Origin of the sequence: Rubrilithobacter danxiaensis (assembly GCF_047272945.1) — a bacterium.
GTDB classification, from domain to species: Bacteria; Bacteroidota; Bacteroidia; order Sphingobacteriales; family Sphingobacteriaceae; genus Rubrolithibacter; species Rubrolithibacter danxiaensis.
In genome coordinates this window covers 249321-263469 of record NZ_JBKOPS010000006.1, presented here as the reverse complement: position 1 = coordinate 263469, position 14149 = coordinate 249321, and the positions used below count along the sequence as shown (strand labels likewise).

Here is a 14149-nt window from a genome sequence, read left to right as displayed (position 1 = left end):
CAATTATTAACTATTTACCTATTGCTTAGATTAGTGGACTTCTCCGTATTAATTATAAAAAATGTAATAAAAACATTTATTAAAAATAACAAAAGAACACCCATATACCTGCAAAACAACAGAAGTAATGGTTAAATAATTGGCAGCGGTTAGTGATGGCTAAGCTAATAAAGTATTTTTTAAAAACAAATGTAATTTTGAACTTTATTATTTCTTAACAGAAAGGAGTAATGTTTCATTCACATATATTCTCACTTTGAATAGTTTAAAACTATTATTTTAAATAAGAATAATTTGCAGAATATCTGAATGAAGCAAATAAGGGCTACATAATTTAATAAAAGTAAACAGCGATCTTTTCCAGACGGATTTTGCTTTGCTGGAGGTCTGTATAATATTTTTCCAGCAAACTACCCGTTTGTGGTATTAACTGTTTATAATATTCCATACCCTGCTGAAGCTGTTCACCAAACTTTTTCAGCTGCTTAAACTTCTTATCTGAATACTCTCGTAAGCTGTTTTTTATATCTTTTTCAAAGTATTCAATGTATAAATTAAGCTCATTTATGAACATATGAGCCCGTTCTTTAGCCTGAAGCAGGTTTACTTCACCGTAGATATGTTTTATCATATCGTCAAGCGAAAATACTCCGGAAAAGTAGGCAATATTAGGGCCGGGGCAAATGGCTACAGCCCTGTTTTCTTTTGGTTTTAACAGGTTGTGTTTTATGTAAACAGAACTGCAAAGCGATTCGCATAAACAGATCTTTTCTGTAATTTCATCAAATCGCAGTTGAAACTCTTCCGCAGATATTTCCTGCGCTTTTAACTGATCAATCTTCTTTTTCTGGTATTCACGCGATGCAGTGCAAATCGGTTCGGCAGTAAATTCGGTATTGGAAACTAAGTACTTTTTAGTACAGGGACTACCAGGTCTTCCCTTAGCTATCCTCTCAAGCCGTTGTTTTTCTACCGAGCTTTTTCTGAAATTATTAAACGGAACACCTAAAGGCGAAGAATTGCTAACATAAAAGTCTTCTGTATCTGCCCCCGATAAATCGTGTAACGTTTCTGAATCAACATTGGTTGCTTCGGGCACTAACAGAAACGGGCTTCCCCAGCCTGTTCTATCCAGGTTATAGTGGTTCAATAAAAATTCATTTTCTTCTGCAGTACCTATTCCGCCTTGCACACTAATCTTTACTGTTTTATTTTCCAGTTCAGGCAATCCTTTATCCTTTAATGCGGCAGCATACAATACTGCAAGTTCTTCGGTCATTTCATTCCTGCGCTGTTTAAACTCCTCAAGTATAGGCCCTAATAGAAATCCTTCTGTGGCAAAAGCATGGCCACCGCAATTTAAACCGGATTCAATACGAAATTCTGAAACCCACAACCCCTTTTTCGCTAAAAATTTAGCCTGTATAAAAGCAGAGCGGAAATCGCTTACTTTCAAAATGATCTTTTTCAAAAAAGCTCCGTCAGGCTGTGGCAAAAAGCAATCAAATGTTTCCAGATAACTGTACAGCCTCGGGTTCATGCCTGCTGAAAGAATAAGCGATGAATTCAGGTTACTATTGGCAAATCCACGTAACGCAGCAAGCGCATCGGTATAAATATCCCCTAAAGCATTTCCGGCAGGATCATAATTCAGCTTATCAACTTTAGACATTATATTTACATCAATAGCCCCTTTTTCCAGCTGTTTCCGTAATTGCTCCTGCCGTTCTTTTCTTTCCAATGGATCTGCAGCGCACTGCATTTCCATGAACTGCCTTTTTAAAGATGAAGTATTTGGAAGCAAATTAAAGTACCGGTTAATATCCGAACCCTCCCCAAATTGCTGACCTTTCAGTTCTTCAAACTGATTATTTACCAATTGGTTAAGCAGATTAAGATAAGCGGTGATTCTACGAGCCCTGCTGTCATTTTCCTTTTTATTTATCGGAACATAAGGAATACCATTTTTCTCTGCATGTAACTTTCGCATCTTTTCAACCAGTTCATCATCTACAATAGAAACAACGGAAGAAATTCCATACCGTGCAACTTTAAGGGGAGTATCAATAGAAAAACCTAATCCAAGTACCGGGATGTGAAAAGTATGGCTCATAAAAACTATTAAAAATTCAAACAAAGAAGGAAATAAGTTCAGAGGAAAAATATGACCGGAATCACAAAAAGAAGTAATTGTGCCAACAAAAAGTATTATTAAATCTTTTTAAAACAGGAAGTTTTTAGAATAAGATAATTTTAGGATATTTTAGTCCTCATGAATGACGCCGCATTATTAAATGCAATTATTGAAAATGCCATTGATGGCATAATCACTATTGATAACCGGGGAATAGTCGAATCCATCAATCCTTCTGCCTGCAAGCTTTTCGGTTATACTCCCGAAGAAGTAATTGGCAAGAATGTATCCATGTTAATGCCAGAGCCAGATCACAGCCTCCACGATGGCTATATTGAAAGATACCAGAGAACCCATAAACCACACATTATCGGAATTGGTCGTGAAGTGAGAGGGCTTAAGAAAGATGGAAGCATTTTTCCTTTCAGATTGGGCGTAAGCGAAGTAAAGTTTTTCGGAAGGGAAATATACGCGGGTTTTATTCATGATCTGACACGCGAAAAAGCAGCCGAGGAACGCATAAAAGAATATGCTTTAGAACTTGAGCATACCGTAGAAGAAAGGACTGCATCGCTGCGAAAGACCGTAAAGGCACTGCAGGAAGCAAAAGAGGAGGTCAGCATATCATTAGAAAAAGAAAAAGAACTCAATCAATTGAAAAGCCGTTTCGTATCAATGGCTTCACACGAATTCAGAACTCCGCTTAGCTCTGTTCAGCTTTCGGCTTCATTAATAGAAAAATACTCAAAAAATGCCGATCTGGAAAATGTTTCCCGTCACGTAAATAAAATAAAAACTTCCGTTGGAAATTTAACCGCTATTTTGAACGACTTCCTGTCGCTTGAAAGACTCGAAGCCGGTAAAATAGAACCCACATTCCAGGAGTTTGACATTGTTAAACTTGCTGAAGAAATTATTGAAGAAATGCAACTGGTTACCAAGCAAAACCAAAGCATTATTTATCAGCATACCGGCTTAAGCAGTATGGTATTCCTGGACCAGAACTTATTAAAAAACTGTATTATTAACCTCGTAGCCAATGCCATAAAATACTCCGGTGAAAATACTTTTATAGAGTTTAATACCGAGATCACTGATTCAAAATGCGTTGTTGTAGTTCAGGATAATGGCATCGGTATACCTGAATCTGATCAGAAAAACCTGTTCGAGCCCTTTTTCAGAGCACATAATACCGGCAATATTCCGGGAACCGGACTCGGTTTGAATATTGTGGCACGTTACACCGCATTAATGAATGGAATGGTAGCTTTTGAAAGCACTTTGAATAAAGGCACCAAGTTTACAATCACCTTTTACAATAAATAGCTATTTGTACAATTTAGCAACCTAAACAGTTTCTAATGAAAAAGACAATTCTGATAATTGAAGATAACGACGACATACGGGAAAGCACTGCCGAAATTCTTAGCCTTGCAGATTTTGAAGTACTCACAGCTGCTAATGGGAAAGCCGGCGTTGATATGGCACAGAAAAATCCTCCAGACCTGATACTATGTGATATTATGATGCCTGAATTGGATGGTTATGGCGTTCTTTACCTGCTAAGTAAAAATCCTGAAACAGCTTCCGTTCCGTTCATTTTCCTAACTGCAAAGGCAGAACGTGTGGATATGAGAAAAGGGATGGAAATGGGGGCAGATGATTACTTAACCAAACCATTTGACGATATGGAGTTGTTAAATGCGATAGAGAGCCGGCTTCAGAAAAAGGAGAAACAAAAAGCGTTTTACAGCAAATCCCTCGAAAACCTAAGTCAGCTGGCTAACCACGGAAATGGTATTGAAGAATTAAAAAAAGTAATTGCCGAAAGGAAAATAAGGCAGCTAAAGAAAAAGCAAATTCTGTATTACGATGGCGATACAGCGCAGGGAATCTATCTGCTGCTATCAGGAAAAGTAAAAACTCTTAAACTCAGTTCAGACGGCCGCGAATTACTTACCGGCATGTACGGTCCCGAGGAATACATCGGCATACAGGCTCTGCTATCCAATGAAGCGTACACAGAAACTGCAGAAGCACTGGAAGACAGTTCTCTCTGTCTTATCCCGAAAGACACCATAGATCAGTTATTGAATAAATATCCGGATGTAGGACGGGAATTTATTAAAATCCTCTCGAATAATTTACGCGAAAAAGAAGAGCAGTTACTTCAATTAGCCTATAATTCCGTAAGAAAAAGAATGGCTCAAACGCTACTGCGCCTGGCGCTGCAAGCCAATTCAGCTTCAGATAATTCTGGATATACTTTTCGCATTTCACGTGAAGACCTGGCAGCAATGGCCGGTATGGCAACAGAAACGGTGAGCCGCACTCTGAGCGATTTTAAAGATGAGTGCATCATCGAAAAGAAAGGCAGCCAGATTGATATACTGGATATCAGCAAACTGCAAAAAATGAAAAACTGACAAGCATCACATTTCCTTCTGACTTCACTCATTCATTGAGCCTCAACTCTGCTGTACTTTTGAATAAAAATTTCTACTGTTATGCGAGTTGTGGCTTACAGCATCAAAAGTTTCGAAAAAGAATTGCTTGCAAAAGCAAATCAAAAGAAACACGACATTACGTTAATCTCTAACCGGTTAACGTTAGAAACTTCTATTTATGCAAAAGGCAAAGATGCTGTTGTTGTATTTACCAATGATGATCTTTCTGCTCCTGTAATTGATAAGCTGGCAGAGCTTGGTATAAAATATATTGCAACACGGTCAGTTGGAACAGACCATATTGACAAAGATGCCGCTGCAAAACACGATATAAAAATAGCGAACGTACCCTCCTACTCGCCGCAGGCCATAGCTGAATATACTGTTAGCCTTGCGCTCGCACTTAGCCGCAAACTAATTCCAACAGTAGATCAAAGCAGAAATTTCGATTTTTCCATTGATCAGCACATGGGATTCAACTTTTACGGAAAAACTGTCGGATTAATAGGTTTAGGACATATTGGTCTTGCTACTGCAGAAATATTTAGCGGACTGGGTTGCCATGTATTAGGATATGATGTTTCTTATCCGGAGAACATGGGCAAGATAGAACCTGTTGAACTGGACACTCTTTTAAGTGTTTCTGATATCATTTCGCTCCATGTACCACTAAACGATGCAACCCACCATTTGATTAATAAAACAACTATTTCTCAAATGAAGAAAGGAGTTATGCTGCTCAATACCAGCCGAGGAGGATTACTTAAAACGGATGATGTATTGACTGCATTGGAAAATGGCAGAATCGGGTACCTGGGCCTTGATGTATATGAGTTTGAAAAAAATCTTTTCTTCTACGACCACCATAACGACACAACAAAAGACAAGATACTCGAACGACTAATGGCTCTTAAAAACGTCATTATCACGCCCCATCAGGCATTTTTAACCCGCGAAGCTTTGCATGAAATTGAGGCACAAACTATCCTCAATTTGGATCGATGGCAGGAAAACCAATGCGCCGGCGAAGCCTGTGCCTGTGTTAAAAAATGTTATCTGGTTTCAAACGAAGTGGTAAAAGTATATTAATATCCTGATGGAAAAGCTGATAAAAAAATACAACGTAGCTGCACCCCGATATACCAGCTACCCTACTGTGCCATATTGGAGCCAGGAAGCTCCTTCTATTACTAAATGGATAGACTCGGTTCGATTCTCATTTCGACGCAGCAATAAAACGCAGGGTATCAGTCTGTACATTCACTTACCTTTTTGTGAGAGTTTATGCACTTACTGCGGCTGCAATACACGTATTACAAAAAACCATAAAGTAGAAGAGCCTTATATTGACGCCGTACTTAAAGAATGGGAAATGTATTGCGATCTACTGTCGGAAAAACCGATTATAAAAGAAATTCACCTGGGAGGTGGCACACCAACTTTTTTTAAGCCCGAAAATTTGAAGATACTTATAGAGGGTATATTAAAAAAAGCAACTGTCCATCCGGATGCAGAATTCAGTTTTGAAGGGCATCCCGGAAATACAACAGAAGAGCATCTTAGAACTTTGTATGTTCTTGGTTTCAGAAGGATCAGTCTGGGGATACAGGATTTTGACTTAAAGGTCCAGGTAATTATAAATCGCATACAGAGTTACGAACAGGTTAAAAAAGTAACAGAACTGGCAAGGGCAATTGGTTATACATCAGTTAATTTCGATTTAATTTACGGCCTTCCGCTTCAAAAACTGGAAGGGTTGCAACAAACCATTGAAAAGGTAGCAACATTAAAACCAGATCGCATTGCTTTTTACAGCTATGCTCACGTTCCGTGGATAAAGCCGGGACAGCGAAGTTTTACAGAGGAGCATTTGCCTTCTGTAGAGTACAAACAGGAACTTTACGAACTCGGAAGAAACATGTTTATCCAAATGGGATATGAAGAAATTGGCATGGATCATTTTGCTCTAAATACAGATTCGCTGTATAAAGCGTTAAAGAATAAAAGCCTTCATCGCAATTTTATGGGCTATACCCATCAATATACTGAACTGATGATTGCGTTGGGAGTTTCTTCTATTGCAGATACCTGGTTTGGATTTTCGCAGAACGTTAAAAAACTCGAAGAGTACCTGGAACTCATAGATCAAAATCAATTCCCTGTATTAAAAGGCCATATCCTTTCAGAAGAAGATCTCATCATCCGAAAACATATTTTAAATATTATGTGTACCGGAAAAACATCCTGGGATAAAAAATCTGAACAATGTGGCGCTTTTTTTGAAGGGATAGAACGGATGAAGGCCTTAGAAGAAGATGGACTTGTTGAAATAAAAATCAATCAGTTAAAAGTACTTCGGGCAGGAAAGAGATTTTTACGCAATATTTGCATGTGCCTTGATGCAAGGCTCTGGAATAATCAACCCACAACCCAGTTATTCAGCATGGCGGGCTAACATTTAAATTTATTGTAAGATTAATGGATAAACAACACGATATATTAACCCTGGAAGATATAAAACAACTCGTAGATACATTTTATAACAAGGTTAGAGAAGATGCGTTTCTGGCGCCTGTTTTTAATGAACGTATTCAGGATCGCTGGCCTGAACACTTAGAAAAGATGTATCGCTTCTGGCAAACAGTATTATTAGACGAGCATACTTATTTTGGAAGCCCTTTTGTTCCCCATGCAAAACTCCCTGTTGAGCATGCACATTTTGAGCGTTGGATGGCACTTTTCACAGAAACAGTAAACGAACTGTTTAGTGGCAGCAAAGCAGAAGAAGCGATGTGGAGAGCAGGAAAAATGGCGGAGATGTTTGAATTTAAAATAGAACATTACCGGAATAATCCTTTAAGAACTATCTTGTAAATTGGAAACAGTACTTATAAAACGGGTTTATGAACCATCCAAAAAAACGGATGGTTTTCGCGTATTAGCAGATCGGTTGTGGCCACGCGGATTAAAAAAGGAACAGGCAGCTATAGATCTGTGGTTGAAAGACATCGCCCCATCTTCTGATCTGCGTAAGTGGTTTAACCATAAGCCCGAAAACTGGGAAGCGTTTTGTACCCGATACAAAGCTGAATTAAAAGAAAACAATGCTTTGAAGGAACTGCTCGAACTTATAAAAAAGCATAAAACCGTTACGCTGCTTTATTCTGCTCATGATGAAACACATAACAACGTTGTAGTGCTGCAGCAATTCGTCAAAGAACTTCTCTAACAAGCAATTGCTATCCTCTTTCACACAAGAAGTTATTCAAATCAGCTTCAGAAAACATTATGCTCAACCGTTTAAGGGACATTACTATTAAAATTCATCAAAGCGATGAAGTGTATGAAATTAACACCTATACAGGCGAATACAGGAACCTGATGATGCTACTTTCGGACAAAATTTACCTGGATGACTTTGGCGAGTGTAAAGGAATGGGAAGATGCGGAACCTGCCTTATTGAAATTCTTAAAAGCAAGAATAGCTTGCCTATTCAGGAAAGGAATGAAGAAACGACGATAAGGAAAGCAGGAATTACAAATCAAAACATCCGCCTGGCCTGCCAGCTTTTAATAGATGAACATTTAAACAATATTGAAATAAGGATTGTAGCCGGATAAAAAAAGAAATTCATCAATGGCATACAGCCGGATTTACAACTTCTATTAAAGGAGATAAATAAGGAATATTAAGCGCTGCTCCCCTTAAAATAAACCACATCCCTAAACATAAAGTAATATAAGGAAGTACTTTTGAAAATTGAAGTGTTCGGGTTCTAAAGTACATTCCTGCAACCGAGGTGAGCAGCATTAAAGGTGTGGTTCCTAAACCAAAATAAAACATAAACTTCCCGCCATTTAAAACTGAATCAGAATTTACAGCACCTGCAAGGGCGAGATAAACCATCCCGCAGGGCAAAAGTCCGTTTAGCATTCCGGCAAATAAACCTCCGTACGATTTACTCAAAACTTTAGCCATTAAACCTGATAAAGGCTGAACCAGTTTATATTGCAGTTTTTCAATAAAGCTTATCCGTTTGTTAAAAAAATGTACCAGTGCAAATAAAACAAGTAGCGAACCGGTTAATACGCTGACGGTTTGCTGCCATCCCAGCATATTAAAACTTCGCCCTAAAAGACCGAGCAGTAATCCTAACAACACGTAAGAAAAGGTTCGCCCAAACTGGTACAAAAAACGCTGAAGGAAAGAGAGCCAGGGGGAGTTTTGTCCAAAAGGCATTGCCAGAACCATTGGACCACACATAGCAACACAATGCAGGCTTCCAAATAATCCGGTAAAAAATGCGAGCGCATTTATATTCATGGCATTATAATTTCTTTTTCTACAAGGTATTCTTTTTCATTTACTGTAAACTCCAGGCGGAATAACCAGGGCCCTTTCCGAAAATTCTTTCTTGGAATAATAACACACCTGTCTTCATCTGTTGTTCCCTGGTATATCTTATCCAACTTAGCGTTTGAAGGGCGTTTGCAAATCAGTTTGTACTTTGCGGGATACCTGAAAGAAATAGAAAGGGCATATTCATCTACATAAAATGCAGGAATAACGGAATCCCTCACTGCGTTTAGCTCGCGGTTGTAGCTTTTATCGTAATCAAGCCCTTTTTCATAATAATCATTTTCAACCAGGTCATCCCCTTTTGATAAGATCATTTTTGTACCCATACCAACAATGAAGGTTATAAACAATCCCATTGCCAGTAATAATTTAGTTCCCCAGTTCATATACTTATAAGTTTGGTGGAGCTATGAAAGTAGTTTCAAACCGGTCTACTACCTTTTGTCCCGAAACTATCTTCAGCTCAATATTTGATTTATATTTTTTTATCTGTTTCTGATCCTGTATCACGAAAAAGGTTAACTTAAGATTACCCGCCTTGTCCAGTCTTTTATCTTTCTGAATTAACTGTATCTTCGCTCCGGGATCAGAAGCTTTTATTTCAAAATCCAATGGATGGTTGGTTTTATTAATCAGTTCCGCGTTATATAAGTTGCTTACGGTGCCATCATTACGGATCTGGTATAAAGTACCTCCTGCACGCAAAATGGTCGTTTCCACATCTGTACGGCGTACAATAAGTATGGTAAGTACACTTAACAATGCAATAAGCACCGCCGCATAACCATATATTCTTTTACCCGGTTTAAATGGATTTCCTGTCTGTATCTCGTCTTCAGATTTAAAGCCGATAAGCCGGGGCTCACGGTTCAGCTTAATCATCACCATATCGCAGGCATCTATACAGGCCGTACAGTTAATACATTCAAGCTGAGTTCCCTGGCGAATATCTATTCCGGTAGGGCAAACGCTCACACATAATCCACAGTCCACACAATCACCGTGATCGTTTTCTGTCCCTTTCTTCAATTTTCCTCTTGGCTCACCCCTCTGGTAATCGTACCCTACTACCATGCTTTTACTATCCAGCAGCACACCCTGCAAGCGACCATAGGGGCAGATAGATGTGCAAACAATTTCTCTTAGGTATGCAAATACGCCGTAAAACGTAAGCGTAAAGATGATAATAGAAATAAAACCGGAAAGATGCTGTGAAACAGGTTCGCTGATAATTTTTAACAGCACATCCAGGCCAATAATATAGGATAAAAAGATGTTTGCGATCAGGAAGGAGATCAGCAGGAAAATGGCATGTTTTGCCCCTTTCTTCAAAATTTTTTCGGCAGATAAAGGTGCAGCATCCAGCTTTCTTTGTTGTGCCGCATCACCCTCGATCCAGCGTTCTATCTTACGGAAAACCATTTCCATAAAAATGGTCTGCGGGCAGGCCCAGCCACACCAAACCCTACCGAAAACTGCCGTAAAGAGTACAATAAATACCAGGAAGGTCAACATCGCCAGCACAAACAGATAAAAATCCTGCGGCCAGAATATAACACCGAAGAAAACGAATTTAGCTTCAGGCAGATTCAGTAAAATTAATTGTTCGCCGTTTATCTTAATAAACGGACCTGCGAACAGCAGCACCAGTAAGACATAACTCAGCACATTGCGGTAAGCCAAAAGCTTTCCTTTAATGAACTTGGGATAAATCCAGCTCCTTCCGCTTTTTTTACCGTTACTTTTTAAATCTTTTTTTACTGATAATTCCATTTTCCCTTCTCCTGATTTTATTATAGATCAATTATCCCTCCTTATCTCCCTGTGGTGCTTTTGGATTAGGCGGATTTGTTCCCTTTAACGATCCGATATAGTTTGCTACATCTGAAATCTGTTTCGGACTAAGTGTTTTTTCCCAGGAAATCATGCCCTTTTCAGGAATACCATATTTGATGGTTTTAAAAACGTCGTTAATTTTGCCGCCGTGAAGCCAGTATTCATCCGTTAAGTTGGGCCCTACCACTCCCTGCGCCTTATCCCCATGGCATGCAACACAGTTTGCCTTAAAAATACCTTCGCCGGCAGATAGCGCCGCAGCTTCTTTGCTCTCTTTTACTGAGTTTTCATCAATATTATTGGACGATTTGGAGAGATAGGCTTCTTTTTCAATTTTAGCCTGTTTCATTTCAGCAACATATTCCTGTTCCTGGTTTTTTCCCCAACCCGTACCGTGGTAGGTAATCAGGTAACCTATTCCAAAAATTATTGTTACGTAAAACAGGCCCATAAACCAGGCAGGAGTTGGGTTATCAAGTTCAGAAATTCCGTCAAACTGATGCTCCAGCAGAATGTCTTTTTCTTCTTCAATTGGTTTTAATCCTAACAGCCTGCTCCAGATTCCGGGTTTATTTTTTTGCAAAGCAGCCCACTCGTCCCATTCCATTCTTCTTTCGGGCTCAGCTACCGGTAATGAAGTCGGATTCAGAATTTCTGCTGATAAGGTTTTAAATGTGCGGAGCAATACAATCGCCACCACAAGCAGCACCAAAGCTGCAAGGATGAAAACTATAACGGTTAAATTCAGCAAAGAACCGCCAGATTCTGCACCCGGAGCTTTTTCCTCTGCCATTACCGGAAACGCAGAGGCAAGAAGAATTGAGAGTTGAAATATCTTTTTCATTAGAATAATTTATTTTATCGGCAATGAAGTTATCGGGAGCATGCATTATAAGTTACATGCCCCGGCTTTCATATATTTGAGTCGTTATCAGTTAAAGGAAGTTCGCTCATGTAGTCAATGTATTTCTTATTACTTTTTATAAGCAGGACTCCCACAATAATGAAGAATACCAGGAAGATCCAGAGAGAGGTTATCAAGTAAATCTCACTGCCTGAAACTTTATCTATAAATTGCTTGAACATATCTTTTCTGTTTGTTTTAGTTGTACTCTAATGAAGATACTTATTGATTATCAGCCACTTTACCTGCTTTGATATCAGTTCCAAGCCGCTGCAGGTAAGCTACAATTGCTATGATCTCCCGGTCGCTTTTCACTTTAATATTATCTGTCGAAAGATTTTTAGCGATCATATCTGCCTGCGTTTGGAGATCCTGATTAGCCAATCTCTCATATCCCTCCTCGTATGGAACTCCCAGTTTGCGCATAGCTGTTATTTTGGATGCGGTAGTAGTGGTATCCAGCTTTTGTTCTATCAACCATGGATAAGGCGGCATAATACTTCCGGGAGACATAGTTGTAGGATCCATCAGGTGATTAAAATGCCAGGCATTTGAATATTTACCTCCTTCACGATGTAAATCAGGACCTGTACGTTTAGACCCCCATAAAAAAGGATGGTCGTACACAAATTCACCTGCCTTGCTATATTCGCCGTAGCGTTCGGTTTCCGAGCGGAATGGACGGACCATTTGCGAATGGCAATTCACACAACCTTCACGGATATAAAGATCCCTTCCCTGCAATTCGAGTGGCGTATAAGGCTTTACACTGGCAATGGTGGGAATATTGGATGAAACCATGAACGTAGGCATCATTTCTACCATTCCTCCTATCAGAATTGCAATTAAGGCTACCACCATAAATTGAATAGGGCGGCGCTCCAAAGCTCTGTGAAGGGTATTTTCTGAAGCATGAGGTGTAAAAACCGGAGTCAAGGCCATTGCTTCGGCAGGTTCGTTTGCCAGCAGTTTTCCGGCTCGCATGGTTTTAACAAGGTTGTACGTCATTACCAAAACTCCGCTTAAATACATCGCTCCACCTATTGCACGGTAAATGTGCATTGGAATAATCTGTAAGGTGGTAGCCAGGAAATTCGGATATTTCAGCATGCCTTCAGGTGTAAATTCTTTTAACATTAAGCCCTGAGTAAAACCTGACCAGTACATCGGCACGGCATAGAATAATATTCCAAGTGTTCCGATCCAGAAATGGAAGGATGCTAATTTTTTAGAATACAATTCCGTTTGATAAATTCTTGGAACCAGCCAGTAAAGAATAGCAAAAGTCAGGAAACCGTTCCAGCCTAAAGCTCCTACGTGCACGTGCGATACGATCCAGTCTGTAAAGTGAGCGATGCCGTTAATTTGCTTTAAAGATAACATCGGACCTTCGAAGGTTGCCATACCGTAAGCGGTTAACCCAACCACCATGAATTTCAATATCGGGTTGTCGCGAACTTTATCCCATGCACCCCTCAAGGTTAACAGGCCGTTTATCATACCTCCCCAACTCGGAGCTATAAGCATCACAGAGAAAACAATTCCTAATGATTGAGCCCAGCCCGGTAAGGAGGAATACAGCAAGTGGTGGGGCCCGGCCCAGATATAAATGAATATCAGTGACCAAAAGTGCAGAATACTCAATTTATAAGAGTAAACAGGGCGGTTTGCCATTTTAGGAAGGAAGTAATACATCATTCCCAGATAAGGAGTAGTTAAAAAGAACGCAACCGCGTTATGCCCATACCACCATTGTACAAGTGCATCCTGCACACCTGCATACAGGTAATAACTTTTGAAAAAAGAGATTGGCAGCTCAAAGGAATTTACAATATGTAGAACTGCAACAGTAACAAAAGTGGCAATGTAAAACCATATTGCTACATACATGTGGCGTTCCCGGCGCCTGATGATTGTCCCGAACATATTTATACCGAAAACAACCCAGATAATTGTAATAGCAATATCAATAGGCCATTCCAATTCGGCATATTCATGCGAAGTTGTCATTCCGAGCGGAAGTGTAATTACGGCTGCGACGATAATTAACTGCCATCCCCAAAAGTGGATCTTGCTTAACCAGTCGCTAAACATCCTTGCTTTTAATAAGCGTTGAAGTGAATAGTACACTCCCATAAAAATCGCATTTCCAACAAAGGCAAAAACTACCGCATTGGTATGAAGAGGTCTTATCCTTCCAAAAGTGGTATATTGCGATCCCATATTCATGGCGGGTTTAAACAATTGGGTAGCAATTAATAACCCGACCGTCATACCGATAATGCCCCACACAATTGTAGCGATACCAAAATTTCGCACAATTCTGTTGTCATAATTAAATTTCTCAAGCTGCATAATAGAGATTAATAGAATTTTTTACGGTTGTAAAATTAGGCCAGGCCAGATGACTGTGGAATGACTTTTGTCCCCTGAAAAACTGACCTTTATCACATTTATTCCTCAATTTT

14 protein-coding genes are annotated in these 14149 nt (G+C 39.5%); 7 read left to right on the top strand and 7 right to left on the bottom strand.

Annotated elements, in window-relative coordinates:
• Nucleotides 1–334 precede the first annotated feature (334 nt).
• Nucleotides 335–2113 carry a hypothetical protein gene (locus ACLCDL_RS10025; RefSeq protein ID WP_423148154.1) on the bottom strand — a complete coding sequence of 593 codons (1779 nt, stop codon included), beginning with the start codon at nt 2111–2113 and terminating at the stop codon, nt 335–337.
• Between the two features lie 159 nt (nt 2114–2272).
• On the opposite strand from ACLCDL_RS10025, the gene ACLCDL_RS10020 reads away from it, so the two are divergent.
• From ACLCDL_RS10020 to ACLCDL_RS09990, 7 genes are all read left to right on the top strand, one after another.
• Nucleotides 2273–3460, top strand: a complete 1188-nt coding sequence (locus ACLCDL_RS10020; protein WP_423148153.1) for a PAS domain-containing sensor histidine kinase — start codon at nt 2273–2275, stop codon at nt 3458–3460.
• A gap of 35 nt (nt 3461–3495) precedes the next feature.
• Nucleotides 3496–4560, top strand: a complete 1065-nt coding sequence (locus ACLCDL_RS10015; RefSeq protein ID WP_423148152.1) for a response regulator — start codon at nt 3496–3498, stop codon at nt 4558–4560.
• An 81-nt stretch (nt 4561–4641) separates the two neighbouring features.
• A complete protein-coding gene (locus tag ACLCDL_RS10010) occupies nt 4642–5670 on the top strand; it encodes a 2-hydroxyacid dehydrogenase (protein WP_423148151.1) in 1029 nt (342 codons plus the stop codon).
• Between the two features lie 7 nt (nt 5671–5677).
• On the top strand, nt 5678–7036 hold the full coding sequence (gene hemN / locus ACLCDL_RS10005) for an oxygen-independent coproporphyrinogen III oxidase (RefSeq protein WP_423148150.1): 1359 nt from the start codon (nt 5678–5680) through the stop codon (nt 7034–7036).
• 23 nt (nt 7037–7059) lie between these two features.
• Nucleotides 7060–7455 carry a group III truncated hemoglobin gene (locus tag ACLCDL_RS10000; protein ID WP_423148149.1) on the top strand — a complete coding sequence of 132 codons (396 nt, stop codon included), beginning with the start codon at nt 7060–7062 and terminating at the stop codon, nt 7453–7455.
• Nucleotide 7456: 1 nt separating this feature from the next.
• Nucleotides 7457–7810, top strand: a complete 354-nt coding sequence (locus ACLCDL_RS09995) for a DUF488 domain-containing protein (RefSeq protein ID WP_423148148.1) — start codon at nt 7457–7459, stop codon at nt 7808–7810.
• A gap of 59 nt (nt 7811–7869) precedes the next feature.
• Nucleotides 7870–8202, top strand: a complete 333-nt coding sequence (locus ACLCDL_RS09990; RefSeq protein WP_423148147.1) for a 2Fe-2S iron-sulfur cluster-binding protein — start codon at nt 7870–7872, stop codon at nt 8200–8202.
• Between the two features lie 13 nt (nt 8203–8215).
• Here ACLCDL_RS09990 and ACLCDL_RS09985 read toward each other — a convergent pair whose 3' ends face one another.
• The 6 genes from ACLCDL_RS09985 to ccoN form a co-directional block, all read right to left on the bottom strand.
• A complete protein-coding gene (locus ACLCDL_RS09985; protein WP_423148146.1) occupies nt 8216–8905 on the bottom strand; it encodes a sulfite exporter TauE/SafE family protein in 690 nt (229 codons plus the stop codon).
• Nucleotides 8902–9327, bottom strand: a complete 426-nt coding sequence (locus ACLCDL_RS09980) for a FixH family protein (RefSeq protein WP_423148145.1) — start codon at nt 9325–9327, stop codon at nt 8902–8904. The genes ACLCDL_RS09985 and ACLCDL_RS09980 overlap by 4 nt, the downstream gene beginning before the upstream one ends.
• Before the next feature lie 4 nt (nt 9328–9331).
• Nucleotides 9332–10714: a cytochrome c oxidase accessory protein CcoG gene (gene ccoG / locus ACLCDL_RS09975; protein WP_423148144.1), complete on the bottom strand. Its 1383-nt coding sequence runs from the start codon at nt 10712–10714 to the stop codon at nt 9332–9334.
• 31 nt (nt 10715–10745) lie between these two features.
• A complete protein-coding gene (locus ACLCDL_RS09970; RefSeq protein WP_423148143.1) occupies nt 10746–11621 on the bottom strand; it encodes a cbb3-type cytochrome c oxidase N-terminal domain-containing protein in 876 nt (291 codons plus the stop codon).
• Between the two features lie 68 nt (nt 11622–11689).
• Nucleotides 11690–11863, bottom strand: coding sequence for a hypothetical protein (locus ACLCDL_RS09965; RefSeq protein ID WP_423148142.1), 174 nt, complete (start codon nt 11861–11863; stop codon nt 11690–11692).
• Between the two features lie 40 nt (nt 11864–11903).
• Complete coding sequence (gene ccoN, locus ACLCDL_RS09960; protein WP_423148141.1) at nt 11904–14036, bottom strand: cytochrome-c oxidase, cbb3-type subunit I; 2133 nt, start codon at nt 14034–14036, stop codon at nt 11904–11906.
• Nucleotides 14037–14149 lie beyond the last annotated feature (113 nt).

Coding starts and splice junctions, on each gene's coding strand:
- ACLCDL_RS09985 (WP_423148146.1), bottom strand. CDS start 8,905: ATGAATATAAATGCGCTCGCATTTTTTACCGGATTATTTGGAAGCCTG.
- hemN (WP_423148150.1), top strand. CDS start 5,678: ATGGAAAAGCTGATAAAAAAATACAACGTAGCTGCACCCCGATATACC.
- ACLCDL_RS10000 (WP_423148149.1), top strand. CDS start 7,060: ATGGATAAACAACACGATATATTAACCCTGGAAGATATAAAACAACTC.
- ACLCDL_RS09965 (WP_423148142.1), bottom strand. CDS start 11,863: ATGTTCAAGCAATTTATAGATAAAGTTTCAGGCAGTGAGATTTACTTG.
- ACLCDL_RS10015 (WP_423148152.1), top strand. CDS start 3,496: ATGAAAAAGACAATTCTGATAATTGAAGATAACGACGACATACGGGAA.
- ACLCDL_RS10010 (WP_423148151.1), top strand. CDS start 4,642: ATGCGAGTTGTGGCTTACAGCATCAAAAGTTTCGAAAAAGAATTGCTT.
- ACLCDL_RS10020 (WP_423148153.1), top strand. CDS start 2,273: ATGAATGACGCCGCATTATTAAATGCAATTATTGAAAATGCCATTGAT.
- ccoG (WP_423148144.1), bottom strand. CDS start 10,714: ATGGAATTATCAGTAAAAAAAGATTTAAAAAGTAACGGTAAAAAAAGC.
- ccoN (WP_423148141.1), bottom strand. CDS start 14,036: ATGCAGCTTGAGAAATTTAATTATGACAACAGAATTGTGCGAAATTTT.
- ACLCDL_RS09980 (WP_423148145.1), bottom strand. CDS start 9,327: ATGAACTGGGGAACTAAATTATTACTGGCAATGGGATTGTTTATAACC.
- ACLCDL_RS09990 (WP_423148147.1), top strand. CDS start 7,870: ATGCTCAACCGTTTAAGGGACATTACTATTAAAATTCATCAAAGCGAT.
- ACLCDL_RS10025 (WP_423148154.1), bottom strand. CDS start 2,113: ATGAGCCATACTTTTCACATCCCGGTACTTGGATTAGGTTTTTCTATT.
- ACLCDL_RS09970 (WP_423148143.1), bottom strand. CDS start 11,621: ATGAAAAAGATATTTCAACTCTCAATTCTTCTTGCCTCTGCGTTTCCG.